The following is a 25432-nucleotide window of genomic DNA, read 5'->3' on the forward strand; positions in this document are numbered from 1 at the left end:
ATTGAGGGTCTTCCTTAACCTAGAGGGCGTCTACGTTAAGAAAGCGCGGAAAAAAGACGGCCTTCCTTCACATAGGGCGCGTCTACGTGAAGGAAGCACGCAAAAATGAGGTTCTTCCTTCACCTAGAGGGCGTCTACGTGAAGGAAGCGCGCAAAAACGAAAGCCTTTTTTCACCTAGAGCCCGTCTACGTTAAGGAAGCGCGAAAAATTGAGGATCTCCCTTCACATAGGGCGCGTCTGCTTTCCAATAAAATATTCCGAAGGGTGCCAGTTTAAAAATAGCAGTAGCTTATCCTGCTTTCCCGCATAGAGCCGGCAAGAAAAGCCAGCCCTAAGCCGGGATCTCCGAAACAGAGCCGGTTACCATTCAGCAAAATCCTGTAGAGCTGGCGAGAAAAGCCAGCCTTAAAGGATTCTGCTTTTCCAGCCATCCGGCACAAGCCGGTTTAAAACGGATTTGCTTTTCTGTTAAATCGGATAGACATCGAGGACGGTACCGGTTTTGGCGTCGGCAATAAATTCGTACTGCTTCTTCTCTCCGTCTTTTGTAAGCGAAACCCCGCCCTTATAGACCCTCGTTTTAAACGGGTACTTTTCATAATCTTCCTCTGTCATTTGAATCCAGGAACCGTCAATCGGACCGTTTTCTTTAAACGCTTTCTTAACTTTTGCAAGAACGGTTTCGGCGGATACGCTAACAGTACGGTGCAATGTTTCATTGACGGCATACCCGGCGGCTGCACCCACAGCGATACCGGCGATAAAAGTTTTCCAATTCATCTTTCTCCTATCCTTTCCTCTGCAATTAATCAGAATAAATCGGTGCTCCCCCTCATTATATACTTTCAAGGCGGTAACCGAAAATGAATTCACTTACAAAAGTACAAAATGAAGTGAAAATCTGGCAAGAAAACCACCCATTATGTAAAATAAACCTTGTACATACGGTATGATAAAAAAATACAGAAACGAGGAGTAAAAAGCATGGAACAAGAAACGCTCGATTTATTTAAAACGCTGACTGAACTGCCAGGCGCACCGGGTAACGAGTCGGCCGTCCGCCAGTTTATGAAGCAGGAGTTGCAAAAATATTCGGATGAAATCATACAAGATCATCTCGGCAGCGTCTTTGGCGTAAGACGTGATCAGGAAGACGGGCCAACCGTGATGGTGGCAGGGCATATGGATGAAGTTGGATTTATGGTTACATCCATCACTGAAAATGGCATGATCCGCTTTCAAACACTAGGGGGCTGGTGGAGCCAGGTGTTGCTGGCTCAACGCGTACAAATTTATACGGATAACGGTCCTGTCATCGGTGTTGTTGGTTCAATTCCGCCACATTTATTGGATGAAAATCAGAAATCCAAACCAATGGACATTAAAAATATGCTGATTGATATCGGCGCAGATGACCGTGAAGATGCTGAAAAAATCGGGATTCGCCCGGGCCAGCCCATCTTGCCGGTTTGCCCGTTCACCCCAATGGCCAATCAAAAGAAAATTCTTGCTAAAGCTTGGGATAACCGCTACGGCTGCGGCCTCTCCATCGAATTGTTAAAAGAACTGCAGGGTGTAAAACTTCCGAACACGCTTTATTCGGGCGCTACGGTTATGGAGGAAGTCGGGACGCGCGGTGCACAGACAGCAGCCAATATGATTAAGCCGGATATTTTCTTTGCCCTGGATGCTAGTCCCGCCAATGATGCGTCCGGCGATAAAGAACAATTCGGGCAGCTTGGAAAAGGCGCATTGCTGCGGATTTACGACCGGACGATGGTGACACATAAAGGCATGCGCGAGTTTGTTCTCGACACAGCCGAGAGCAATGATATCCGCTACCAGTATTTCGTAGCCCCGAATGGCGGGACAGATGCCGGCCGCGTTCATACTACCAATGAAGGGATCCCGAGTGCTGTGATTGGGGTTTGCGCCCGCTATATCCATACGCATGCCGCGATCCTTCATGTCGATGACTATGCGGCAGCCAAGGCCTTGATCGTGAAATTGGTACAGGCCTGTGACCGTTCAACCGTTGATGCGATCCGCAGTAAATAATAAAGAAATATTCGATTTTCCTGAGGCAAAAATGCCCGAAATACAGAGGTGAAAGAATTTGATGATTGCAATTGGTTCGACCAATCCGGCAAAAGTGTCGGCTGTCCGGAAAGCCTTTGAAGTGCTTGACGGGCAGAAAATGGAATTTGTGGCTGCAGGTGTGCCATCCGGCGTAAAAGAACAGCCTTTTTCCGACGAAGAAACGCTGCAAGGGGCCATTAACCGCTCGAGGGCGGTCCTGGCAGCAAAAAATGCGGATATTGGTATTGGTCTTGAAGGTGGCGTGGTGGAAACCCCGCATGGCTTGTTTCTCTGCAACTGGGGTGCAATTGTCGTGGAAGGAGAAGAACCCTTCATCGCCGGCGGAGCAAGGATTCCGCTTCCGGAAGAAATCGCGGTTCGTTTGCGGGCAGGCGAAGAACTCGGACCTGTAATGGAAAACTATGCAAAAAAAGAAAACGTCCGCAAAAAAGAAGGCGCAATCGGTGTCTTCACCAATGAACTCGTCACGCGCGGCGACATGTTCACCCATATTACAAAGATGCTTTTGGGACAGTTTCTGTATCAGAAAAGAGTTGAAAAATAAGTAAATATTTCAATATCCAAAAGATATCTCAAGGCTTTTAAATTCAGTAACGAAAATCTTTGCTGGTCAAGTACTGGCGATTTAAAATTGTAGAAGCGTGTTAATATGGAAGGGAGGAGGCATTGAAATGAAAAAAGTTAGTTTGCTCGTATTGGTTGTTGTTCTGATTGTGATTGGTGGGTTCTTTATATTTCATCACAATCAAAGTCAAAACGTATCAAGTGATCGAAGTCATCCTGAAACAAACTCCTCCACGCAGCCTAAAGATAAAGCACAAAAAAGGGACACAAGTAAGAATGAAGCAGATAATTCAGCTTCCGGTTCAACCACAACGGGAAGTGATGATCAGAAAAGTTCTGCAGGTCAGGTAGAAGAAAACAGCTCCTCATCAGCATCAAACCAGTCTGACAATTCAAAATCAGACCAACCAACATCAGGAAATTCATCGGCATCGGAAAATACAACAAAGAATCATGAAGGAACATCGAACAAAGGCACAAGTTCCAATTCCAATACCGATAAGACCAATCAGGCTGTAAACCGGCCGAACGGCGCCTGGGTAACAACGTTCGAGAAAGAATTATATAAAGGTTATCACGTCACGCCCAGTCACTATAAGTATATTGGCAACGGTAATTGGGAAGTTTGGGTAAAAGAAGTGAATACCGGTGAATACCCCTATGTAACGGTGAATCAAAAGACAGGGGATTTTCATGGCTAATCGTTCCAGATGGCCTTATTGGTTAAGAGTCCTTCAAATTAAAACTATATTTCATTTCATCGGAATATTTAGAAGCATGGTTATAAAGTCAATGATTGAAGAATCAAGATGCAGCGTATCATTCATGGGAGTCCCCCCTTGGGTATCGATTAAGAGTCCGTTTTTGCTCTGAAGCTTTGGACACCCTATCATACCAGGGGGCTCTTTTTGTGCAAACACCAAATTTCTTTGATTACAGGAATGCTTATTATTGTTTAACTTCCCGCTACTGTGTGATTTGAGTCTTTTTAATGTTAAAAAAGATGTGGATATTAGAAGGAAAATGGGAATCTCTGGCGAATATGATGATTCGTATCCTACTTTAAAGAGGAGATTTAACTATGGATTTATTAGTCTTTTTTAAAGTAATTACGGGGATTATTCTATTGGTTCTTACAATCTTTATAATTAGAAAATTACAAAACAATCGAGTGGATGATTATGACAAATATGATAGTTTACTATTATTTTTACTCGTATTCGATTTAATAGTGTTGCCTATTTGGGGATATTTCTTATCTAAATAATTCATTCACTTCAACATTTAGCAGGACTAAAAATCCAGCAACATACGAGAATTTTCAAAGATAAGCTTTTAAGGAGGGCTATCTATTGAATACTTCACCTTCGCTAGTTAAATCAAATAAAAATTTCTTATTATTTTGGTCAGGACAAACTGTTTCGATGTTTGGTTCTCAAGTTACAATTGTCGGACTACCTTTAACTGCAGTCTATTTATTAAAGGCTAATTCATTTGAAATGGGGTTATTCCAAGCCTGTGCAACCATTCCATTTTTTTTATTTAGTTTAATTGCCGGGGCTTGGATTGATCAAAGTAATAAACGTTCGATATTGCTCGTTACAAATTTATTAACTGGACTTTGTCTTTTAGTTATTCCCATCTTTGCCTTTCTTAATGCCCTCAATTTTTACGTTTTTTACATCGTTGTTTTTTTATCTGCTACGTTTTCCATGATGTTTGAACTTGCCTATCTTTCTTTTGTTCCCATTATTGTTTCAAGGGAAGATTTGTACAGAGCAAATAGGAATTTAGAAGTTAGCCGTTCTTTATCCCAAATTTTTGGTCAAAGCATTGCAGGATTTTTAATCAATATTTTATCTGCTCCCATTTCTATCATGATCGATTCAATATCTTATTTTATTTCATTATTTTTTATGTGGAAAATAAAAATGAATGAAAAGAGAGAGACAGTTACAGAAAACATAAATATATTTAAAAGAATTTTAAAGGGACTAAAAGTATTAATAAATAGCCGAATTCTTTTATCTATCTCCATATCTACGGCTATTTTAAATTTTTGCAGAACTGCTTTTGAAACCATTTACATACTATACATAGTAAGGAATGTTGGAATGCACGCATCGCAAATTGGATTAATCTATGGGTTAGGAAGTATTGGAGGGATAATAGGGGCTTACTTTTCTGAATTTATTTCAAAAAAGATGGGTATTGGGATATCGATCATTGGTGCTACCGTTTTAATCGGAGTTGGGGGAATCATTGTTTTTACACCCTACTTTCACTCTAAAACCATCGCTTTAATCTTACTTACTTTAGGACAGATGCTATCCGGATTTGGAAACATGCTCTATTTTGTAAGCCAGGTCAGTTTAAGACAGGCTATTACGCCATTAAAAATTTTAGGTAGCGTAAATGCAAGTAATCGGTTTATAACAAGGGGAGCGATGCCACTGGGGGCGTCATTGGAGGCGTTCTTGGCTCGTATTTAGGTTTGAAAATGTCGTTATTTATTTTTGCAGCGGGATTTTTTCTTTCAACCGTAATATTATGTATCACCTCAATTTACAAGATAAGGAGTCTTAATATGAATCTAAACCTATAGAAAATCTATTATTTAAATTCATAAAATTCATTCGTCTCAACTCGATTGCTTGATTGGGGAGCCTGTTACCAAGGGATACATCGTCCTGCGGTTGCAAGGCCTTTTTTGATTTTAGGAAAAGTAAAAACGGGGCGGTTTGATGGTAAATACGCATCATCATCCTCTCCCCCCCTTTAGCCTTGTAAAAAAACTTGATTCCTGCTACGAAATGTAACAAATTTGTCACAGATTGATGGTATAATATGTTGAAAAATCGGGAATAGAGTATAAGCTTCAATGGCTTTATCACTTGTCTTAGAAGTATCGATATATCCGGCAGATGGAAAAACAGGGGGAAGAAAGCATGGGCTTTAAGAAAAAACAATATGCAGGGTTCGGCGTGATCCTCGCTTTTATGCTTGTTACGGCTGTGGTCATGCTCGTTTCCATGAATCATATGAAAAAAAACATGTCTGAAATCGTGCAGGACCGCTATGTGAAAGTAAAAATGGCAACGGAGATCCAGCTGCTGTTTTCGCAGTCCGACCGGGAACTTTTGGCCATTATTAATGATGAAAAAGCAAGCGGCACGGAAACCGCTATTCAAAATATTACGGATAACCGTGCAAAAATCGAATCAAGGCTGAACCAGCTAGACAATATATTAAACCATAACCAGGCAAAGGATATTTTGGCAAAGCTCCAAAATGAATTTGCTTCCTATACGGAAACGGAAGAAACGATTATCAATGACGCCAGGCACAATAAAACGGTGCCGTCCGGAGTGATTTCCGACTATCAAACGAAACGGAGCCACTTAACGGGATATATTACCGATTTTAAAAATTTCCAGGAAAACTTAATGTCGAAAGCAATGAAAAATGCCAGCCAGCTGGAAAAAAACTTGCTGCAGATGATTGTGGTTTCTTCCGGGCTGATGATTGCCGTGATGCTGTTTATTGCTTACTGGATTGTATCGGGAACGGCGAAAAGCTTAAACAACATCTCCAAAGTAATGACGCATATCAATTACGATGACCTTACGTCACTGCCGCGGGTGGATGTGAAGACAGAGGATGAAATCGGGGAAATCGGTGCAGCTTTTAACCGGATGGCCGCATCGCTTGAGCAGGCAAGCCAGAAAGAAAAAAATTATATTGAACAAATATCGGAAAGAAACTGGATGCAGACGACGCTTGCCGAAATGGCGACGATGTATCAGAATATCACCCATATCAACACGCTGGCGGAACGGTTTATTCAAAAAGCCGTACCGGTTATGGCAGCCTCGATGGGTGCCTTTTATTTGAAAAGAGGAGAAAAAACAAAAGCCGAGTTTGTCAAAATTGCTGCTTATGCGGAAGACCGCGGGAATCCGGGCCGCGAAAAATTTTCATACGGGGAGGGGCTGGCCGGCCAGTGTGCGTTAGAAAAAGAGAGCCGGATCATTACCGATGTTCCCGAAAATTATTCGCTAATTTCGACCGGTTTGGGTGAAGCGAAACCGCGCAGCATTCTGATTGCGCCTGTCATTTATGAAGAGGAAGTACTGGCGGTTTTGGAACTGGCAAGCCTGGAGGAGTTCACGCCGGCGCGGCTTGAGCTCATCAAGCAAATCAACCATACACTCGGGATGGCAATCAACAGTGTCCTGAGCAGAATGGAGGTTGAGCGGCTTTTGAAAGAATCGCAAATGATGACGGAAGAGTTGCAGGCCCAGTCGGAGGAGTTGCAATCGCAATCGGAAGAACTGCAAGCCCAGTCGGAGGAATTGCAGTCGCAGTCTGAAGAATTGCGCATGATCAATGAACAGCTTGAGGAACGGACGAAAGAAGCGGAAAAAAGAGCGCAGGAACTGGAAAAAACAAAGCATCAGTTGGAAGAAAAAGCAGAGCAGCTTATCCAGAGCTCGCAGTATAAATCTGAATTTCTTGCAAATATGTCGCATGAACTGCGGACGCCGCTCAACAGCATTCTGCTTCTTTCCGAAATGCTGGCGGATGAATCGGAAGAGGGCAATCTGACCGAAGAACAAAAAGAATTCGCCCGTGTGATCCATTCATCCGGCAGTGACTTGCTCAATTTAATTAACGATATACTTGACTTGTCCAAAGTAGAAGCCGGCAAGATGGAAATTGTCATTGAAGAGACGAACACCCGTGAATTGCCAGTGTATGTCGGCAACCAGTTTGCTTATTTGGCAGAGCAAAAAGGACTTGAACTGAAGATTGATGTCGATGATAATGTGCCGGATTTGATTTATACCGACCAACGGCGTTTCCAACAGATCGTGAAAAACCTGCTTTCAAATGCCGTCAAATTTACGGAAAATGGTTCGGTGACGTTCCGGATGCGCAAAGTGAGCGCAGAAACAGCCGGAAAATACGTGAAAACGGAAGGCGCCGATTTTTGGCTGGAAGTGGCTGTGCAAGACACGGGGATCGGGATTCCGGAAAAGAAACAGGATCTCATTTTCGAAGCCTTCCAGCAAGGGGACGGTGCGACCGGCCGCAAATACGGCGGTACGGGACTCGGTTTGTCCATTTGCCGTGAGTTTGCCCGCTTGCTCGGCGGCACAATCTGTCTCGACAGCACTGTCGGAAAGGGCAGCACCTTCATTTTGTATATTCCAAGCTTGCCGAACGGGATGACCGCTACGGAAGAAGTGCCAGCGTCGGAAAGCGAAGCAGCGCCGGCATTGCTGCATGAAGAAGATCAGCAGCAGGGCGAAGAAGAATCAGCCGATCAGGCGCTCCGAAATAAAACGGTGCTGATTTGTGACGATGACAACCGGAACATTTATGCACTGAAAAAGGCGCTGTCGAAAGAAGGCATGAAAGTGCTTGTGTCGCAAAACGGTTTCGAATGCCTGGATATGCTGGACCTTCACAAAGAGGTCGACATCGTCCTCATGGATATTATGATGCCGGGCATGGACGGTTATGAAACGATGCAAAGAATTCGGAAGAACGATGCATTTGCGGATTTGCCCATTATCGCTCTGACAGCAAAAGCGATGAAAGGCGACCGGCAAAAGTGTCTGGATGCCGGCGCAACAGATTACATCAGCAAACCGCTGAAGATGGACCAGCTGTTATCTGTCATGCGGGTATGGCTGCCGCTAGAATAAAGGCAGGCTGAGGGAAGGAAGCCCGTGAAAAAGCGGAGAGAGGGGTACGGGGTGAAGGAAGGCTGTACATTTTGCTTGCTTTCTTCACGCAGGGAAGTCCGAAAAAAATTCGTTACAGGAATTTCTTTGTAAAAAAGGCCGCAAATTTAGCCCGCTATCTTCACATAGGCATGCTCCAAGTAAAGGAAGCACGGGAAATTTTGTTGCTTTTTAGCGGCCGTTGCGGAATGAATGCCATTTCCGCAATTTCAACAAGCCCAAACTTTAGAATGATGGAGTGCAAAAAGCGTGAAAAAAAACCAACTAACGGATGAGGACATCAGGAAGCTCGAACTGGATATGCTGCTATTTGCCATTTACCGGATATCTGGCTACGACTTCCGCCAGTATGCCCGTTCTTCCATTGAAAGGCGGGTTACGCACCGGATGCGGCTCGAAAACCTGCCGAGCATCAGCGCGCTAATCGAAAGGGTGATCCATGAACCCGAATTCCTTGAAGTGCTGTTAAATGATTTGTCCATTCAAGTGACAGAAATGTTCCGGGATCCGGACTTTTTTGTCGCCTTTCGCGAAAAAGTCGTCCCGGAATTAAGGCAGTACCCGGAAATCCGGATCTGGCATGCAGGCTGCTCCTCGGGTGAAGAAGCCTATTCGATGGCCATTCTATTGGACGAAGAGGGGCTGCGCGAAAAAACGAGAATTTATGCAACCGATATGAATGAACGAGTGTTGCGCCAGGCGGAAAGCGGCGCCTTTTCGCTTCATAAAATGCAGACGTATACGAAAAATTATTTCCAAGCAGGTGGGAAACGCGAATTTTCCTATTATTACACGGCCGATGCCCAGCATGCCTATTTCAATAAGAGCCTTGCGGAAAATATCGTATTTGCCCAGCACAATCTTGTCACGGACGGTTCGTTTAATGAGTTCCATGCGATTATTTGCCGGAACGTTATGATCTATTTTGACCAAAACCTTCAGAAAAAAGTTTTGCGATTATTTGATGAAAGTTTAACGAACCGGGGATTTTTAGGGCTCGGCCATAAAGAAACCGTGCGGACGATTGATACGGAAGGAAAGTATGAGGTTTTTGACAGAGAAGAAAAAATTTACCGAAAAAAAGCATAACCATTTAAAAAACGGCGAGACACTGCGATCTCGCCGTTTTTTACTGTATTTTCACCGGACAACCCCTATATCCCGCTTAGTAAGCCCTAGCACTTATTTTGCCTGCACGAGCACAACACACATATCATCCGGCTGTTGTTCCTGCAGTTCTTTGGCAAGGACGGTATCCAAGGGGGAAGCGGCCTTTTCCGGAGACCAGGTGGATGAAGCGAGCTGCTGCAGGATTTTCAAGCCGTCGTGGCTGTCCGAATCGAGTGCTTCCATTACGCCATCTGTAAATAAAAGGAGTTGCAGGCTCTCATGGTAACGGAGCACCTGCTTTTCCACTTTCAATTGCGGGAAGAAGCCGACAGCACATCCGCCTTCCGAAAGCGACACGACTTCCTTTTCATCCACGAGGGCAAAAGCGGGCGGGTGGCCGGCATTCACATATTCGATCGTTTTGCTGGCACAGTCGAGCACAAGGTAGATGGCTGTAAAATAATCCTGCAACCCGCCATTTTTATTCAGGTAAAGCATCAGTTCGTTTAATTTCTGCATCACCGTTTCAGGGTCTGCCTTGCTTTGCATTAAATCCCTTAATTTGGAAGAAATAAACATGCAGACGAGCGATGCCGAAATCCCGTGCCCCATCACATCGAGCAGCATGAGGCTGTAACGGTGATCATCCATTTTATACCAGTAATAAAGATCACCGGCCAGTTGATGAGCCGGTTTGTACGAAGATGTAATGGAAAGACAGTTTTCTTTTATCGGTTCGCTCAAAAGTGTGCGCTGAACCTGCATTGCAAGATCGAGCTCGTCTTTTAAATGCCTTTCCTGTTCCGCATGCCATTCTTTCTCTTCTTTCAGGCGCAGTGCTACTTTAAGGCGGGCGATCAGCTCGACTTTGTTGATCGGCTTAGTAATATAATCGATTCCCCCGGCGTTCAGTGCTTCCGCCAGCTTCCGGGCATCATCAAGCGCAGTCAGGAAAATGACGGGAATATCACGAAAAAGCTGTGACTGCTGCAGCATCCGGCACGCTTCAATACCATCGATTTCGGGCATCATAATATCCATCAAAATGCAGTCGGCAGGCGGTTTTGGCGCGTGTTCCTCATTTAGATGCAAATAAGCGAATAATCCTTTAGCCGAAGTGAAAGATACATACTGATCATATCCGGCATTTTTTAAAGTTTTTTCTATGACAAATAAATTTACTTTATGGTCATCTACAATTAAAATGGTCATGAAGTCTACCCCTTATGTAAAAAGTCCATTTCCCGCAAACTGCTTAATTTTCATTATACCGGGAAAGCCGGGTGATGAAAAATGAAACAGCTCTGCCGTTACGGTATAATAAAAAGAAGACACAGAAACTGGAGGGTTTAACCATGCAGGAATTGCAATCAATGGAAGATTTTAAAAACTTGAAAGAAAACGGGACACATATTTTTTTGTTCTCAGCGGACTGGTGCCCGGACTGCCGCTTCTTAGACCCGTTTATGCCGGAAATTGAAAAAGAATACAGCGATTATACTTTTGTCCATGTTGACCGCGATAAATTTTTGGATTTATGTGCGGATCTTGATGTATACGGGATCCCGAGTTTTGTCGCATTCCGGGACGGCAAGGAAATCGGCCGTTTCGTCAGCAAAGACCGGAAAACAAAAGAAGAAGTCGAAAAATTTATCGAAAGCCTTGCCTGAATCATAGATGATCAAGCCGCATTGAACGCGGCACCATCCGAATGCATACGCATATTTTCAGGAAAGACAAAAAGCAGGCCGAAATCCCCCTCTTTGCGGACGGGGGATTTTTCCTAAGCTGGGGGATAAAGGAGGTGCCAACCGGAAAATGGATACGAAACAATTAAGACGGGAGCTGGAAAAAAGGCTGGAGAAAAAAGGACGGATTTTTTCCTATGACCGTGAAAAAGATGTACTTCGGGTCGAAAATGAAGACACACACCAGGGACTCAATATTTCCCTGCCGGAGATTGCCGCCAAATGGGCTACCCAAAAAGAAGAAGCGATTAAAGAAGTTGTCTATTATGCGGAAGCAGCGCTCGGTGTAATGGGGAAAAACCATTCGCTTAATGGCCGGGAAAAAAGTATTTTTCCTGTGATCCGGTCCACTTCTTTTCCAGAAGAAGCTCCAGGAGGCATCCCGTTTTTAACCGATGCGCACACGGCCGAGACGCGCATTTATTACGCGCTTGATCTGGGGAATACGTACCGGTTGATCGATCTTCAAATGCTGGAGCGGGAAGAGTGGAGCCCGGAACAAATTCGGGAAACGGCGCGGTTTAATTTACGGTCGCTTTCCACGAAAATGAAAAAAGACACTGTCGCAGGGAATGATTTTTATTTCTTGAACACGAATGATGGCTATGATGCAAGCCGGATTTTAAATGAAAAGTTTTTGCAGGAAATGTCCGAGAAAACGGAAGGGGAAATGGTTCTTGCTGTTCCCCATCAGGATGTTTTAATTATAGGTGACATCCGCAATGAAACAGGTTATGATATAATCGCGCAAATGGCGATGAATTTTTTTGCAAACGGCCATGTGCCGATTACTGCCCTCTCATTTTTATATCAGGACGGCGAATTGGAGCCGGTCTTTATTTTGGGCAAAAACCGGAAGTCTTGAAAGGAGTACGTTTCGTTTATGAATGTTTTTTACAACCGCGAAGGCATCGGCGATACATTGATTGTTATGATCAAAGACGCGGAGCATGCCGCTTATGAAAAGAGAGGCACGGTTGCCCGCATTTATGATGAAAAGACAAAAGAAACAGCCGGGTTCAATATTTTTGAAGCATCCCGGTACGGCGCGTTTGAAGGAAGCGGCCCCGTGAAACTGACGGAAGCTTTACTCGACAAGCTGAACGGAATACTCGCCGAAAACGGGTTCGATGAAAAACTGGACGCCGACTTGTCCCCGAAATTCGTTGTCGGGTATGTAAAAGAAAAGGAAAAGCACCCGGATTCTGATCATTTAAGCATCTGCCAGGTTGACACCGGTGCTGAGACATTGCAAATTGTCTGCGGCGCGCCGAATGTGGAAGCCGGGCAAAAAGTTGTGGTTGCAAAAACAGGCGCTGTTATGCCGAACGGGATGATCATCAAAGATGCCGTGCTGCGCGGCGTGGCTTCAAGCGGCATGATCTGCTCGGCGCGTGAACTCGGGCTCCCGAATGCACCGCAGAAAAAAGGCATCCTTGTGCTGGACGGGCAATACGAAGTCGGAAGCGAATTTCCGCTGCCGGAATAAAAAGCCGGATGCCAAAAAAAGGGCTGCATCACGCGGGATGCGGCCCTTTTTCGCTTATCTTGATCCGTTCGGAAAGACACGCTGAATGATATCGTTAAACTGGTTAAAAAATCCTGAAATCGGGCGGCCGTTTCGGATGTCATTGACGTAATCACTCATCTGGTCAAAGAAATCCGGATTTTCGGAAATGTACACATCATTGATCGATGGATCGGTTTGCTTGACAACTTTCGAAATTTTGTTTTTCAGTTTTTTGTCAAGTTTGTCGTTGTTTTGGTTCCTTTCCAGTAAGACAGCCACATAAGCATTGTCATTCGTGGCGATGACACGCGCTTGTGCTACCTCTTTTAAATTCTCAATGCTGCGCGCAATACGGTTGGCCACCCGGACGTTATTGTTGTTATTATTGTTGTTGTTGCCGTTGCCGTTATTGTTCGTCAAATTGGCGTTGTTGATCCCTTGTGTACCCCGTGTATTATTTGTCAAATCAGCGCCATTATTGCCGTTTGTTCTTCCTGTATTGTAACGGACATTATTGTAACGCACATCATTATTGTCGGCTGTGTCGTTATAGCGTACAGGCCGTGCATTGTTGCGGTTGCCATTATTGTCGCCAGCACCGTTATTGTTTCCGCATCCCATCAACAGCCCGGATGCAAGCCCGATGCCGAGCAATGCTTTTGCGATCTTCAATCCATTCCCTCCTTCAAAAAAATAGTATCACTCATAATGTGCCTAACCCCGATTTTTTTATGCCGGCATGCCTGTGTTAAAAAATCCCTCGAAAAACATGTGTTTCCTTTGTATAATGGAAGGTGAGAAGAATTTTTGAAAGGCTCTTCGGACGCATGAGCAAAGGAAAGAGTGATGAATTTGAGCTGGATTAAAAAAATGGCAAAATATTTTAAGGATGAAAACGTGCACGAAGAGGCCCCGGAACAACCCGGGCTTTACCAGGCACGCCCGGACAAAATAGATACTCGTGTGGCTTATCATTATCCGAAAAAACAGTTTCGTTTTCCTGTAATTCCGGATCAGGAAGGGGCGCGCCGGAAGACGGCTGAAAAACCGGAAAAGCAGCGGCCACGGGCAAAAAAACATCGTCCCGAGCCACAGTCTGAACGGAGCGAAAAAGTGCAAAAAGGCCATCCTTTCCGGCCGACGGATATCCCGTCCCCGGTCTTTGGATTTAAACGGCCGACAAATGATTCTGCGCAGGAAGAAACAACAGTGTTGGAATACGAGCTGGAAGATCATTACAAAAAGGATATCCGTCTCTTGGATATGGCGAAACTGCAGCAATTGCTTGATTTTGCAGAAAATCCGGGCACGGACGGCGAACGGAACCCGGTAGAACCGGAACACGGCATCCAAATGGCGGATCAATGGTTCGAAGAGGAACAAACTGATTTACCGGCAGATCAAGCCGGGCGCACAACAGCGGATCAGGCGGAAAAAGGCGAACCTGTCCAAACGGAAACAGGGCGCGGCGAAGATTCACCAGGTGCGGCAGATGAAGCCACAGGAACGCCGGAATCCGAAGCAGCATACAGGCTGGGGAGAACCGGCACAATTCCGTCTGATGAATCGGAACAGCTGACAGCGGAAATGCCGGAATCCGGCCCGGCAAGTGTGCTGCCAAAAGAGGATGCGGCGGCCGTTTCTCCGGAAGCAAGTACGGCGGACCTTGCAAATGAACCGGAAACCCCTTCGTCGTATGCTTCGGAAAAAACCGACGCCATCCAGGTAAACGAACCAGAACAGCAAAACGCAGGAACACTGGGATCCGACCCGGCAAGTGACCCGGCAAAATCGGAAGAGACTCCGGCATCCGCTTTGGAGAACATGGAGCCAGAACAACATAGCATGGGCACGCCGGAATCTTTAGCAGCAGGCATGCTGGAGAAATCCGGCATAAGCCTGGCAGATGAGCCGGAAACAGAGAAAGCTACTTCGGCAAGTGAACCGGAAAAAGCCGAAACCGATCCGGCAAACGAACCGGAAAAAGGGAATGCCACGGCCATTTCTCCGGAAGAACCCGGCACAAACCCGGCAGATGAATCGGAACAGCTAAAAGCGAAAACGCCGGGATCCGATTCGGCAAGTGTGCTGCCAAAAGAGGATGCAGCGGCTGTTTCTCCGGAAGCAAGTACGGCGGCCATTGCAAGTGAACCGGAAAAAGCTTCCTCGTCATATGCTTCGGAAAAAACCGAAGCCATCCTGGTAAATGAACCAGACCAGCAAAACGCAGGAACACTGGGATTCAATCCGGCAAGTGAATTGTCAAAAGAGGATGCCGCCGTTTCTCAAGAGGCAAGCATGGCGGACCTTGCAAATGAGCCGGGAACCCCTTCGGCATATGCTTCGGAAAAAACCGAAAAAAATGCAGGAAATGAACCGGAACAGCGGCATACGGAGATGGCGGGCACTTCTCCGTCATCCGGCGAAGCAACAAAAACGGAAAGACGCCCGCGAAAGCATCTGCCGTTTAACGTGCTGATGCTGAAACAGGACCGCCGGAGGATCACAGAAAAGAAAGAGGCCCCGGGTCCCCGGCCGGAACAAGAAAATCCGGCCGAAAACAGCGGTGAAAAACCGTTTTCTTTCCCGTCGCTTTCGTTGCTGGAGCCGCCGGTGAAGCAGACCCGGGATGAGGAGTGGATCAAAGAACAAAGCTATACGCTGGATGAGGCACTTGAAAATTTCAATGTCCGCGCGAAAGTGGTAAACGCAAGCCAGGGGCCTTCCGTCACCCGGTTTGAAGTCCAGCCTGAACCGGGCGTAAAAGTCAATAAAATCACCAATCTGAACGACGACTTAAAATTAAGCCTCGCTGCGAAAGATATCAGGATCGAAGCGCCGATTCCGGGCAAGCATACGGTCGGCATTGAAATCCCGAACTTGAAAAGCCGCCCTGTCCGTTTGCGTGAGATCATCGGTGATCCCGTATTTCAAAACAGCAAATCTCCGTTGACGGTTGCGATGGGCCTGGATATTTCGGGGAAACCGGTTGTAACCGACCTGCAAAAAATGCCGCACGGGCTGATTGCAGGCGCCACCGGATCGGGAAAAAGCGTCTGTATCAATTCGGTGCTTGTTTCGCTCCTGTATAAAGCGGCGCCGCAGGATTTGAAACTGCTCCTGATCGACCCGAAAATGGTGGAGCTTGCGCCATATAATCAAATTCCGCATCTCGTCAGCCCTGTCATTACAGATGTCAAAATGGCAACAGCGGCATTAAAGTGGGCGGTTGAAGAAATGGAAAGGCGTTATGAATTGTTTGCCCATGAAAGTGTGCGCGATATTCACCGTTATAATGAAATGGCCGTCCGTACCCGCAGGTTTTCCGAAAAGCTGCCGTATATTGTCATTGTCATCGATGAGCTCGCTGATTTAATGATGACCTCACCGGGGGATGTCGAAGATGCCATCTGCCGGATTGCACAAAAAGCGCGCGCCTGCGGGATTCACCTGATTCTGGCGACACAGCGGCCGAGCGTGGATGTCATTACCGGCTTAATCAAGGCCAATATCCCGACGCGCATTGCTTTTTCCGTCTCTTCACAGGTCGATTCGCGCACCATTATTGATATGAGTGGGGCGGAAAAACTGCTAGGCAAAGGGGACATGCTGTTTTTGGAAAACGGCACTTCCAAACCGGTCCGGCTGCAGGGCACTTTTGTGAGCGACCGTGAAATCGACGATGTTGTGTCATCTGTAAGGGAAACTGCAGAGCCGGAATATTTGTTCCAGCCTGAAGAATTGCTGAGACAAACGGAAACGGGCGAAGAAGAAGACGAGCTTTTTCCCGACGCCTGCGAATTTGTCATTCACCAGGGCGGGGCGTCCACGTCACTTTTGCAGCGCAATTTTCGGATCGGCTATAACCGGGCCGCCCGTCTGATTGATATGATGGAGCAGCAGGGGATTATTTCCGGGGCGAAAGGAAGCAAGCCGCGGGATGTTTTAATAACGAAAAGCGAATTTATGCAAATGCAGGAAGCGGAAAGCAGAGAGTGATCGTTTTTCCTTATAGCCGGCAGCTGTTTTGGCAAGGATAGAGGAAAAAGGGCATGCGGAATGCGGATGTGCGCTGCCCTTTCCGGCTTCCGGCGGGCTGCGGGCAAAATTCCGTTTTTTCATGTTCACGGCTGCCTGGAAATGATATAATGATGGAGTATGAATTTTTTATGATGGGCATGAAGGCAGCCGTATAAAGCCTGTATAGCTGCTATGGAAACATGCCTTATCGCACATGGCGGGTTTTTATCATATACTGCATACATATAGACAGTGTTGGAGGTTCTATTATGACTGTATACCATTTCGTAGGGATTAAAGGATCGGGCATGAGCGCACTGGCACAGATCCTGCATGACATCGGATACGAAGTGCAGGGGTCTGACGTGGAAAAGCGCTTTTTTACCCAGCAGGCATTAGAAGATGCTGGCATTAAGATCCTGCCTTTCAACCGGGAAAATATTCACCCCGGCCTGACGGTGATTGCCGGCAATGCTTTTCCCGATACGCACGAAGAAATTGATGAAGCGATGAAACGCGGTATTCCTGTGATCCGTTACCATAAATTTCTCGGTGAGTTTTTGAAAAATTTTACGAGCGTTGCTGTAACAGGCGCGCACGGTAAAACATCGACTACCGGGCTGCTTGCCCATGTCATGCATGAGATCAAGCCCACTTCCTATTTGATCGGGGACGGAACGGGAAAAGGGGTTCCGGGAGCGGAATATTTTGTATTTGAGGCGTGTGAATACCGGCGCCACTTTCTTTCCTACCATCCGGATTATGCGATTATGACCAATATTGACTTCGACCATCCGGATTATTATGCGAACATTGACGATGTCTTTTCCGCCTTTCAAGAAATGGCACTGCAAGTCAAAAAAGGCATCATCGCTTACGGGGACGACGAGCAGCTGCAAAAAATCCAGGCGAAAGTGCCGGTTGTTTTTTATGGCTTTGAAGAAGGCAACGATTTTCAGGCAAGAAATATTGTGACGGAGCCGCAAGGAACGAAATTCGATGTGGTGGTCCGCAATAATTTTTATGGGACGTTCGAAATTCCCTCTTTCGGGAACCACAACGTGCTGAATGCGCTTGGGGTCATCGCCCTCTGCCAATACGAAGGCATCGAAAAAGAAGCGGTTGAAACGCATTTAAAAACATTTCACGGGGTCAAACGCCGCTTTACGGAAAAAGAAATCGGCACGCAAATCATCATTGATGACTATGCCCACCATCCGACTGAGATCAAGGCAACCATTGATGCCGCGCGGAAAAAATATCCGGAAAGAGAGCTTGTCGCCGTATTCCAGCCGCATACTTTTAGCCGCACGCAGGCATTTCTTACAGAGTTTGCGGAAAGCTTAAACCTTGCAGACCGGGTTTTTCTGTGCGATATTTTTGGCTCGGCGCGCGAACACCACGGGAAGCTTTCTATTTACGATTTGCAGGAAAAAGTCAGCGGATCTCAAATTATCAAGGAAGAGGACATGTCCCCGCTTCTTGGCATTGAAAACAGTGTCATTCTCTTTATGGGTGCCGGGGACATCCAAAAGTACCAAAAGGCATACGAAGCATTGCTGCAAAAGCATGTAAGCCGGTAAGGCAAAGGCATTGTCCGAAAAACAGGCGGGCAATGTCTTTTTTTGTTATAAGATTTGTCAAGCAGAAAATGTTTCCATTTTTGTTGGCACAAGGCGGCCGTTATGCGAAAATAAGGATGGTACCCGCAAAGATTTCAACCCCATAGTTTAAGGAAGGCGATTTGGGGTAATTTTATTGTACATGGAGGTGGTAACGAAAGATGAAAATCATCCTGTATTTAAGCGTGGCGCTGATTGCTGTTGCATTCCTTATTCTGGTCATCGCCCTGACGAAGACATTGAAATCATTAAGCAAAACATTGGACAACTTGTCGGATACGGTAAAGGGCCTTGAAGGGCAGATGCACGGCATTACAGAGGAATCAACAAAATTACTGGAAAAAACGAATGTGTTGGTTGAAGACATCGAGCATAAATCGGAAAGGCTGAACAGTGTCGTCTATGCCGTGGAAGATATCGGTGTTTCCGCCCAGCAACTGAGTCAGGCGCTGCGTAAAGTCACAACATCGATTGCTTCGGCCGTCAGCAAAAGGCAGGACAAAATTGCACAGGCCGTGCAATGGGGCGCTGCGCTGAAGGAAATAAAAGATAGATGGTCGGGTAAAAAAGGTACAGGCACAGGCACGAATGAAACCCATCCTGTCCATGCCAAAGACCCTGTCCCGAAACACCTTCTTGAAGAACCGGTCCGCAATGATGAAAGGCTGCTCCAACGGGTAAGAAATTCATAAACTTAAGGAGGAATTTACATGTCTGAAGAACAAATGTCCACGAAAGATTTTTTGACTGGTGCAATTGTCGGTGGTGTTGTCGGTGCTGCAGTAGCGCTTATGCTGGCGCCGAAATCGGGGAAAGAACTTCGGGAAGACTTAAGCGGCCAGGTGGAAACCATTAAAGGAAAAACAGACGGCTGGCGCGAATTTGCGACCGAAAAAGGGACCCAGCTCGCTTCGCAGGCTGCTGAAAAAACAAAACAAGTCCGCGATTTTGCCGTGCAGAAAGGCAGCCAGCTGAAAGACAGCGCCGTTCAGACCGCGCAGCAGGCAAAAGATAAAGCACAAACGGATATGGAAAATGTGAATCAACAAAGTTCAAATTCAGGCAGTTCCTCATCGGTCGGTGAGTAAGCGCAAAAAAAAGCGGCATATCAGCCGCTTTTTTTGTGCTTTTCAGACAGGAAAACAGAACAAGAAGGATGATACGCGCCAAACGACAGCCGCTCTTTGTGCGTTTTTTTTCAGATGGAGCGGTATAATATGAATTGAAGTTTTTCACGACATAATCAATTACGATCAGGATGGACATGGCGACTGGCAAAACGAAAAGAAAGAGGGAACGTTTTTCCGAGAAAAACATATAAAACTATAACAGGACGGGTATTGCTTTAGCACATAAAAGCGTTTATCCGATAAAGAATTTTTTCGTGACTTTTTAAAAAGAATCGATTATAATAAGTGCTAATCACTTGTAAGCTTCTATGGTAATAGACGCCGGCAACAAAATGAGATAAGGATATTGACAGAGAGGATGAGAGGTTCGTGGGGAACAGAGAGCTTGAACAATTGCGGAAAGAAGTTGAAGAAGTAAACTTAAAGCTGCTGGAGCTGATCAACAAGCGGGGTGAGCTCGTCCAGGAAATCGGGAAACTGAAAGAAGCTCAGGGTGTAAACCGCTATGATCCAGTTCGGGAACGTGAAATGCTGAATGCCATTAAAGAACATCACGATGGCCCGTTTGAAATGTCTACCATTGAACATTTATTTAAAGAGATCTTTAAAGCGGCCCTTGAACTGCAGGAAGATGACCATCGGAAAGCATTGCTCGTTTCGCGGAAGAAACAGCCAGAAAATACAATTGTTGATATTAAAGGCGAAAAAGTGGGCGACGGCAACCCGTATTTTGTATTCGGCCCGTGTTCGGTTGAATCGTACGACCAGGTTGCGGCTGTTGCGGCATCCGTAAAAGCGAAGGGGCTGAAACTGCTTCGCGGCGGCGCTTACAAACCGCGCACCTCTCCGTATGATTTTCAGGGGCTTGGACTTGAAGGCCTGAAAATTTTAAAACAGATTGCCGATGAATATGATCTCGCTGTTATCAGTGAAATCGTGACACCTGCTGATCTCGAAAAAGCGGTCGATTACCTCGATGTCATCCAAATCGGCGCGCGCAATATGCAGAATTTCGAGCTGTTGAAAGCGGCAGGTTCCATCCAAAAGCCGATTCTCTTAAAACGCGGACTCGCGGCAACGATTGAAGAATTTATGAATGCCGCTGAATATATTATGTCAAGAGGAAACGGACAGATTATACTTTGCGAACGGGGCATCCGGACGTACGAACGGGCGACCCGCAATACGCTCGATATTACGTCGGTGCCGATTTTAAAACAGGAAACGCATTTGCCAGTATTTGTGGATGTGACCCATTCGACAGGGAGAAGGGATTTGCTCCTTCCAGCTGCCAAAGCGGCGTTTGCGATCGGAGCGGACGGTGTCATGGCGGAAGTGCACCCGGATCCGGCAGTCGCACTTTCGGACGCAGCTCAGCAAATGGATTTGAAACAGTTCGATGCATTTTATCAGGAAATCCAATCCGCTTTGCCGGCGAAAATATAAGGATCAGCATCCGGCCTTCTGCCTTGCAGAAGGTTTTTCTTTGTGGGGGATTTTTCCGGCCGTGTGGTGGCGTCGTCCTGTCATTTTTAAACGCAAGAACATCGAATGGCGGATAAACTAGGGATTGTTGAATAAGCGAAATTCCTTCACGTAGACGGTCTCTAGGTAAAGGAATGCCATCGTTTTTCGCGCCTTCTTAACATAGACGGGTTCTAAGTGAAGGAATGCCTTCATATTAGCTTGCTTTCTTAACGTAGACGCGCTCTAAGTAAAGGAATCCATCCAAAGTTCAGGCAGCCACGGCTAAGGAAGCGGGCAATATTCCAGCAAAAGCTCAAATTGGCCAAAATTCCGCTGTCATGTTGCTACATACGGCACGAAAGAAGCGGCGCCAACGTCCAGACGTCGTCTTTACCCCTAAAATTCTTTGTGAAGAATGTGGCAATTTTGTGTCAAACCTTGCAGGAAGTTTTTGCCTGGCTTATCATATATGGTATAATGAGAAGTCTAATGAACTGATAAAAGTGTCGAACGTGATCGTGTTTGGGCATTTTTTTGTACGATACACCAGAGGAAAAAGCCTTACATTTCTATGTTTAAGACAGGCTGAATGGTGAAAACTATGAACAGGACTTGTATATTGGAGAGTGATTGAAAGATGAACATTACGATTTATGATGTTGCCCGTGAAGCCAACGTTTCCATGGCAACGGTGTCGCGGGTTGTTAACGGAAACCCGAATGTGAAACCGACAACAAGGAAGAAAGTGCTCGAAGTGATCGACCGGCTCGGCTATCGCCCGAATGCGGTTGCACGCGGCCTCGCCAGCAAAAAGACGACAACCGTAGGCGTCATTATCCCGGATGTGTCGAATATGCTGTATGCGGAACTTGCCCGCGGGATTGAAGATATCGCAACGATGTACAAATACAATATTATTCTAAGCAATTCCGACCAGAATAAGGAAAAGGAACTGCGCCTTTTGAACACGATGCTCGGCAAACAAGTGGACGGCATTGTGTTTATGAGCGGGAATATTACGGAAGAGCATATTGAGGAATTTGAAAAATCTTCTGTTCCGATCGTACTCGCCGGGTCGATTGAACCTACGGGAAAAATTCCGTCCGTTAATATCGATTATAAAAAAGCGACAATTGAAGTGATCAGCGAATTTGTCAAAAAGGGACATAAGGAAATTGCATTGGTAATCGGGCCGCTGCATGATGCGGTCAACCGCGAATTGCGCCTGGAAGGATACAAAGAAGCGCTCCGTAATGCGGGCATCGAATTCAATGAGGATTATGTTCTGGAAGGGGACTATACATATGATTCCGGCATAGAAGCATGGCAACGGCTTCAGGAATTGGACAAGACCCCTACGGCCGTGTTTGTCGGAAACGATGAAATGGCACTCGGCGTAATCCACGGCGCCCTTGATGCCGGTGTTAACATTCCGGAACAGCTGGAAGTCGTTTCTTCCGATAATACGCGTCTCGCTGAAATGGTGCGCCCGCAGCTGACTTCCGTTGTCCAGCCGTTGTATGATATCGGTGCTGTTTCAATGCGGCTTTTGACGAAATACATGAACAAAGAAACCGTAACGGAAAACCAGGTCATCCTGCCGCACCGTGTGGAATACCGGAATTCGACAAAATAAAAAAGCAGCATGGGCGTAAACGGTAACGCTCACCATTGAAACGAATAGAATGAATAAGGCCGGTGCTGCCAGAATGATCTGGCAGGGCCGGCTTTTTATTTTGTCTGTTTAATGAATTGCAGCAACCGGTTCAGCACAAGCCGGTTTTTTTCTTCAATTTCCGGTTTGCGCGGGATCGGGCGGTATAAACCTACCGGGTCGTCCCATCTTTCAGGCAGGGGGTAGGGGGAGATTTTTTGCCATTTTTCAAGCCATGCAGTAGGGATCTCTCCGCTTCCGCCTTCCCTTTCCGCCATTTCCAGCCAAATGAGCGACCAGGCCCGCGGCACGACCCGCCAAATGTCATAGCCGCCCCCGCCAGTTGCAATCCACCGGCCTTCACAATATTCGTGCGCCATTTTGTGGGCCAGTTTCGGAATTTCGCGGTAAATGTTCATCGTCGCGGACAAATGGGTGAGCGGGTCATAATAATGGGCATCCGCCCCGTTTTGCGTGACCAGTACATCCGGCTTGAAGTATGCTGCGATTTCTTCCAATGCTTTTGCATAACATTCCAGCCATGATTCGTCTTCTGTAAACGCATCCAAAGGAATATTGAAAGAATAGCCATATCCTTTTCCCGTTCCCCATTCGTTAACATTGCCGGTGCCAGGGAAAAGGTAACGGCCCGTTTCGTGGATGGAAAACGTACAAACATTTTCATCATCGTAAAAAGCCCACTGCACGCCGTCACCGTGGTGGGCATCCGTGTCCACATAAAGAACGCGCGCGCCGTATTGTTTGCGCAAATATTTAATGGCAATTGCCGTATCGTTGTAGATGCAAAATCCGGAAGCTTTGCCGCGGAATCCGTGATGCAGCCCGCCGCCAAGGTGCAGAGCATGCCGCGCCCTCCCCGACATCACTTCTTCGGCTGCCTGCAATGTACCGCCGGCGATTAAAGCGCTCGCTTCGTGCATATTCGGGAAAACAGGGGTGTCTTCTGTCCCGAGCCCGTAATTCTCTGCTTTGACCGGATCAAGTTTTCCATGCCCGGCCAGTTTTACGGCTTCCACATATGACGGGTCATGGATGAGCAACAGTTCCTCATCAGTAGCTTTCCGTGGTTTGACAATATCCTCCCCACTCAAAGCCCCGATCGCTTCGAGCAGTTCTTTAACCAATTGGAGCCGCATCTGGTTAAACGGGTGGTCATCGCGGAAACGATAAGCCAGCAAATCGGTGGAATAGACGAAAACAGCATCTTTCATCGCGGCATCCCCGGCATATTTGGCCAGAGTACTTCATAGCCGGCCTCCTTCAAATGCGTAATGAGGGACACCGGGTTCATCGTGCTGACCCGGAACACGAGCACACGGTTTTCCTCATTTTTACGGTCGGGGTAAATCAGCACACTTAAAATATTCAGATGATGTTCGTATATGATTTCGGTAATATCGCGCAGGATGCCGGTCCGGTTGCGTGCGCGGATTTCAATCTGCGAACTCGGATGCCCTGCGCCGGTCAGATCGACAAAAGTCTGAAGCAGATCGGTCCCTGTCACAATCCCGGCCAGCTGCCCGTTTTCAAGAATCGGCAGGCAGCCGATCCGGTTGTCATTCATGAGCGCGGCAATGTCTTCGATAAAGTCGAGCGGATGCCCTGTCAAAAGGTCCGTTTTCATAATTTTTTCAAGCGGCAGCGAAAGTTTTTCCAGCTGCTCGCCCGGGAAAAACGGATTGGGCGCCACTTCCTTGATGTCACGTTCAGTGACGACCCCGCACAGTTTGCCGTTTTGGTCGAGCAGCGGGATATGGCGGATCTGTTCCTTCTGCATCAATTTTAGCGCGTCCTGTACGGTATGCCGGGGCGACAGCGTCTTGACGTCTTTTTGCATGATTTCTTCCACAATCATCTTTACCCATCCCCTTTTGCCGAAGTTTTAGTACATATACCGGTTTTTAAAGCGGATCCGGTCAAATTTTTCAACCGATTCCTGATCGACTCTTTTCCCGATCCGCACCATTAGGCAGTTTGCCGGATGCGAGCAAATTTCGGGATCGTCCGTGGCGAACCATTTCAAGCCGCCTGCTGCCATCATTTTTTCCATCATCTTCCGGTATTCCCACACGTTCAGGCCGGTTCCTTTCATATCCCAGTGCCAGTAATATTCGGTCGTGATAATAATATAATCTTCCATCGCGTCGTCCATCATGGAGACTTTCAGCAAATGCTTGCCGACAGCGCATCCCCGGTATTCCGGAATGACTTCGATTGCGCCGAGTTCGAGAAGATTGTCCATATGGCCCTCTGACCAGCGTTCGAGCGGGTCCGGGAAAAGAAACGTGACATAGCCGACGATTGTATTGCCGCTGCGTGCCAGAATGATCCTCCCCTCCGGCAGGTCGGCAATTTCAATCAGGGCAGCATGCTGTTTCGGCGCGGGGCGGAAAGCTTTTAAGTCTTCATGGAATTCCATTTCCGCAAGCCTTTTCCCGGGAACCGGCCCTTCAATCACAAGCGGCCCTGCTTTTGTAGGCAATTCGATAGCATAATATGTTTTCTTATGTTCCATTTTTCCACCATCCCTTGAACAAATCAAAGAAAAAACAGTATGATGAATGACCGTTCATTTCACAATTTCATCATCTCATGTTTACAGAACAAAAACAATATGGAAAAAGGGAAATTCCGGAATTGTTCACAATGGTGGCATTTGCGGAAAGAAGTTTTAAATTGTGAATAAAACAGTTTTCATATATAATAAATGTGTGAATCTAAACAAAGGGGGA

General features: G+C 46.5%; 23 protein-coding genes. 16 read left to right on the forward strand and 7 right to left on the reverse strand.

Going from position 1 to position 25432, the window contains the following annotated elements:
* Positions 1-469 precede the first annotated feature (469 nt).
* A complete protein-coding gene (locus BCOA_RS29850; RefSeq protein ID WP_014097678.1) occupies positions 470-781 on the reverse strand; it encodes a PepSY domain-containing protein in 312 nt (103 codons plus the stop codon).
* A 204-nt stretch (positions 782-985) separates the two neighbouring features.
* Between BCOA_RS29850 and BCOA_RS29855 the strand changes: the two genes are divergently transcribed.
* The 5 genes from BCOA_RS29855 to BCOA_RS29875 all read left to right on the forward strand — a co-directional run bounded on the left by BCOA_RS29855 (position 986) and on the right by BCOA_RS29875 (position 5157).
* Positions 986-2059, forward strand: coding sequence for a M42 family metallopeptidase (locus BCOA_RS29855; protein WP_014097679.1), 1074 nt, complete (start codon positions 986-988; stop codon positions 2057-2059).
* 61 nt (positions 2060-2120) lie between these two features.
* Positions 2121-2645 (forward strand): DUF84 family protein, encoded by a 525-nt coding sequence (locus BCOA_RS29860; RefSeq protein ID WP_014097680.1) that lies wholly within the window; start codon positions 2121-2123, stop codon positions 2643-2645.
* 127 nt (positions 2646-2772) lie between these two features.
* A complete protein-coding gene (locus tag BCOA_RS29865; protein ID WP_014097681.1) occupies positions 2773-3366 on the forward strand; it encodes a hypothetical protein in 594 nt (197 codons plus the stop codon).
* Between the two features lie 380 nt (positions 3367-3746).
* On the forward strand, positions 3747-3932 hold the full coding sequence (locus tag BCOA_RS29870; protein WP_014097682.1) for a hypothetical protein: 186 nt from the start codon (positions 3747-3749) through the stop codon (positions 3930-3932).
* A gap of 85 nt (positions 3933-4017) precedes the next feature.
* Positions 4018-5157, forward strand: coding sequence for an MFS transporter (locus BCOA_RS29875; protein WP_014097683.1), 1140 nt, complete (start codon positions 4018-4020; stop codon positions 5155-5157).
* 90 nt (positions 5158-5247) lie between these two features.
* On the opposite strand, the gene BCOA_RS29880 is transcribed toward BCOA_RS29875, so the two are convergent.
* A complete protein-coding gene (locus tag BCOA_RS29880; RefSeq protein ID WP_041818118.1) occupies positions 5248-5430 on the reverse strand; it encodes a hypothetical protein in 183 nt (60 codons plus the stop codon).
* A 183-nt stretch (positions 5431-5613) separates the two neighbouring features.
* On the opposite strand from BCOA_RS29880, the gene BCOA_RS29885 reads away from it, so the two are divergent.
* The gene (locus BCOA_RS29885) at positions 5614-8379 is read left to right on the forward strand and encodes a hybrid sensor histidine kinase/response regulator (RefSeq protein ID WP_014097684.1); all 2766 of its coding nucleotides are present in this window, start codon (positions 5614-5616) and stop codon (positions 8377-8379) included.
* A gap of 288 nt (positions 8380-8667) precedes the next feature.
* A complete protein-coding gene (locus BCOA_RS29895; protein WP_014097685.1) occupies positions 8668-9507 on the forward strand; it encodes a CheR family methyltransferase in 840 nt (279 codons plus the stop codon).
* Between the two features lie 93 nt (positions 9508-9600).
* Here BCOA_RS29895 and BCOA_RS29900 read toward each other — a convergent pair whose 3' ends face one another.
* Positions 9601-10740 (reverse strand): SpoIIE family protein phosphatase, encoded by a 1140-nt coding sequence (locus tag BCOA_RS29900; RefSeq protein ID WP_014097686.1) that lies wholly within the window; start codon positions 10738-10740, stop codon positions 9601-9603.
* A 143-nt stretch (positions 10741-10883) separates the two neighbouring features.
* Between BCOA_RS29900 and BCOA_RS29905 the strand changes: the two genes are divergently transcribed.
* The 3 genes from BCOA_RS29905 to ytpR all read left to right on the forward strand — a co-directional run bounded on the left by BCOA_RS29905 (position 10884) and on the right by ytpR (position 12765).
* Complete coding sequence (locus BCOA_RS29905; protein WP_014097687.1) at positions 10884-11198, forward strand: thioredoxin family protein; 315 nt, start codon at positions 10884-10886, stop codon at positions 11196-11198.
* 148 nt (positions 11199-11346) lie between these two features.
* Complete coding sequence (locus BCOA_RS29910; RefSeq protein WP_014097688.1) at positions 11347-12141, forward strand: DUF1444 domain-containing protein; 795 nt, start codon at positions 11347-11349, stop codon at positions 12139-12141.
* A gap of 18 nt (positions 12142-12159) precedes the next feature.
* Positions 12160-12765, forward strand: coding sequence for a YtpR family tRNA-binding protein (gene ytpR, locus BCOA_RS29915; RefSeq protein WP_014097689.1), 606 nt, complete (start codon positions 12160-12162; stop codon positions 12763-12765).
* A 54-nt stretch (positions 12766-12819) separates the two neighbouring features.
* On the opposite strand, the gene BCOA_RS29920 is transcribed toward ytpR, so the two are convergent.
* On the reverse strand, positions 12820-13458 hold the full coding sequence (locus BCOA_RS29920; RefSeq protein ID WP_014097690.1) for a YhcN/YlaJ family sporulation lipoprotein: 639 nt from the start codon (positions 13456-13458) through the stop codon (positions 12820-12822).
* 174 nt (positions 13459-13632) lie between these two features.
* Here BCOA_RS29920 and BCOA_RS29925 point away from each other — a divergent pair, with 174 nt between their 5' ends.
* From BCOA_RS29925 to ccpA, 6 genes are all read left to right on the forward strand, one after another.
* Positions 13633-16785 (forward strand): DNA translocase FtsK, encoded by a 3153-nt coding sequence (locus BCOA_RS29925; RefSeq protein ID WP_014097691.1) that lies wholly within the window; start codon positions 13633-13635, stop codon positions 16783-16785.
* Between the two features lie 290 nt (positions 16786-17075).
* Entirely contained in the window at positions 17076-18389 is a 1314-nt protein-coding gene (murC, locus tag BCOA_RS29930) for a UDP-N-acetylmuramate--L-alanine ligase (RefSeq protein WP_014097692.1), read from the forward strand.
* Between the two features lie 200 nt (positions 18390-18589).
* Positions 18590-19120: a DUF948 domain-containing protein gene (locus tag BCOA_RS29935; RefSeq protein WP_014097693.1), complete on the forward strand. Its 531-nt coding sequence runs from the start codon at positions 18590-18592 to the stop codon at positions 19118-19120.
* Between the two features lie 18 nt (positions 19121-19138).
* On the forward strand, positions 19139-19516 hold the full coding sequence (locus tag BCOA_RS29940; RefSeq protein WP_014097694.1) for a YtxH domain-containing protein: 378 nt from the start codon (positions 19139-19141) through the stop codon (positions 19514-19516).
* 411 nt (positions 19517-19927) lie between these two features.
* A complete protein-coding gene (locus tag BCOA_RS29945) occupies positions 19928-21004 on the forward strand; it encodes a bifunctional 3-deoxy-7-phosphoheptulonate synthase/chorismate mutase (RefSeq protein ID WP_014097695.1) in 1077 nt (358 codons plus the stop codon).
* Positions 21005-21662: 658 nt separating this feature from the next.
* Complete coding sequence (ccpA, locus tag BCOA_RS29950) at positions 21663-22661, forward strand: catabolite control protein A (RefSeq protein ID WP_014097696.1); 999 nt, start codon at positions 21663-21665, stop codon at positions 22659-22661.
* Positions 22662-22756: 95 nt separating this feature from the next.
* Here ccpA and BCOA_RS29955 read toward each other — a convergent pair whose 3' ends face one another.
* From BCOA_RS29955 to BCOA_RS29965, 3 genes are read right to left on the reverse strand one after another with little or no spacing between them, the layout of a single operon-like run.
* Positions 22757-23911 (reverse strand): acetoin utilization protein AcuC, encoded by a 1155-nt coding sequence (locus tag BCOA_RS29955; protein WP_014097697.1) that lies wholly within the window; start codon positions 23909-23911, stop codon positions 22757-22759.
* A complete protein-coding gene (locus BCOA_RS29960; RefSeq protein ID WP_014097698.1) occupies positions 23908-24555 on the reverse strand; it encodes an acetoin utilization AcuB family protein in 648 nt (215 codons plus the stop codon). The genes BCOA_RS29955 and BCOA_RS29960 overlap by 4 nt, the downstream gene beginning before the upstream one ends.
* Before the next feature lie 27 nt (positions 24556-24582).
* Positions 24583-25215: a GNAT family N-acetyltransferase gene (locus tag BCOA_RS29965; RefSeq protein WP_013859974.1), complete on the reverse strand. Its 633-nt coding sequence runs from the start codon at positions 25213-25215 to the stop codon at positions 24583-24585.
* Between the last annotated feature and the right edge of the window lie 217 nt (positions 25216-25432).

The organism is Heyndrickxia coagulans 36D1, from assembly GCF_000169195.2.
GTDB lineage: Bacteria > Bacillota > Bacilli > Bacillales > Bacillaceae_C > Weizmannia > Weizmannia faecalis.

Bases quoted from the DNA above. Each gene is read 5' to 3' on its own strand.
- BCOA_RS29850 (WP_014097678.1), bottom strand. From the start codon at position 781: ATGAATTGGAAAACTTTTATCGCCGGTATCGCTGTGGGTGCAGCCGCC.
- BCOA_RS29855 (WP_014097679.1), top strand. From the start codon at position 986: ATGGAACAAGAAACGCTCGATTTATTTAAAACGCTGACTGAACTGCCA.
- BCOA_RS29860 (WP_014097680.1), top strand. From the start codon at position 2,121: ATGATTGCAATTGGTTCGACCAATCCGGCAAAAGTGTCGGCTGTCCGG.
- BCOA_RS29865 (WP_014097681.1), top strand. From the start codon at position 2,773: ATGAAAAAAGTTAGTTTGCTCGTATTGGTTGTTGTTCTGATTGTGATT.
- BCOA_RS29870 (WP_014097682.1), top strand. From the start codon at position 3,747: ATGGATTTATTAGTCTTTTTTAAAGTAATTACGGGGATTATTCTATTG.
- BCOA_RS29880 (WP_041818118.1), bottom strand. From the start codon at position 5,430: ATGATGATGCGTATTTACCATCAAACCGCCCCGTTTTTACTTTTCCTA.
- BCOA_RS29885 (WP_014097684.1), top strand. From the start codon at position 5,614: ATGGGCTTTAAGAAAAAACAATATGCAGGGTTCGGCGTGATCCTCGCT.
- BCOA_RS29900 (WP_014097686.1), bottom strand. From the start codon at position 10,740: ATGACCATTTTAATTGTAGATGACCATAAAGTAAATTTATTTGTCATA.
- BCOA_RS29905 (WP_014097687.1), top strand. From the start codon at position 10,884: ATGCAGGAATTGCAATCAATGGAAGATTTTAAAAACTTGAAAGAAAAC.
- BCOA_RS29910 (WP_014097688.1), top strand. From the start codon at position 11,347: ATGGATACGAAACAATTAAGACGGGAGCTGGAAAAAAGGCTGGAGAAA.
- ytpR (WP_014097689.1), top strand. From the start codon at position 12,160: ATGAATGTTTTTTACAACCGCGAAGGCATCGGCGATACATTGATTGTT.
- BCOA_RS29925 (WP_014097691.1), top strand. From the start codon at position 13,633: ATGAATTTGAGCTGGATTAAAAAAATGGCAAAATATTTTAAGGATGAA.
- murC (WP_014097692.1), top strand. From the start codon at position 17,076: ATGACTGTATACCATTTCGTAGGGATTAAAGGATCGGGCATGAGCGCA.
- BCOA_RS29935 (WP_014097693.1), top strand. From the start codon at position 18,590: ATGAAAATCATCCTGTATTTAAGCGTGGCGCTGATTGCTGTTGCATTC.
- BCOA_RS29940 (WP_014097694.1), top strand. From the start codon at position 19,139: ATGTCTGAAGAACAAATGTCCACGAAAGATTTTTTGACTGGTGCAATT.
- ccpA (WP_014097696.1), top strand. From the start codon at position 21,663: ATGAACATTACGATTTATGATGTTGCCCGTGAAGCCAACGTTTCCATG.
- BCOA_RS29955 (WP_014097697.1), bottom strand. From the start codon at position 23,911: ATGAAAGATGCTGTTTTCGTCTATTCCACCGATTTGCTGGCTTATCGT.
- BCOA_RS29960 (WP_014097698.1), bottom strand. From the start codon at position 24,555: ATGATTGTGGAAGAAATCATGCAAAAAGACGTCAAGACGCTGTCGCCC.
- BCOA_RS29965 (WP_013859974.1), bottom strand. From the start codon at position 25,215: ATGGAACATAAGAAAACATATTATGCTATCGAATTGCCTACAAAAGCA.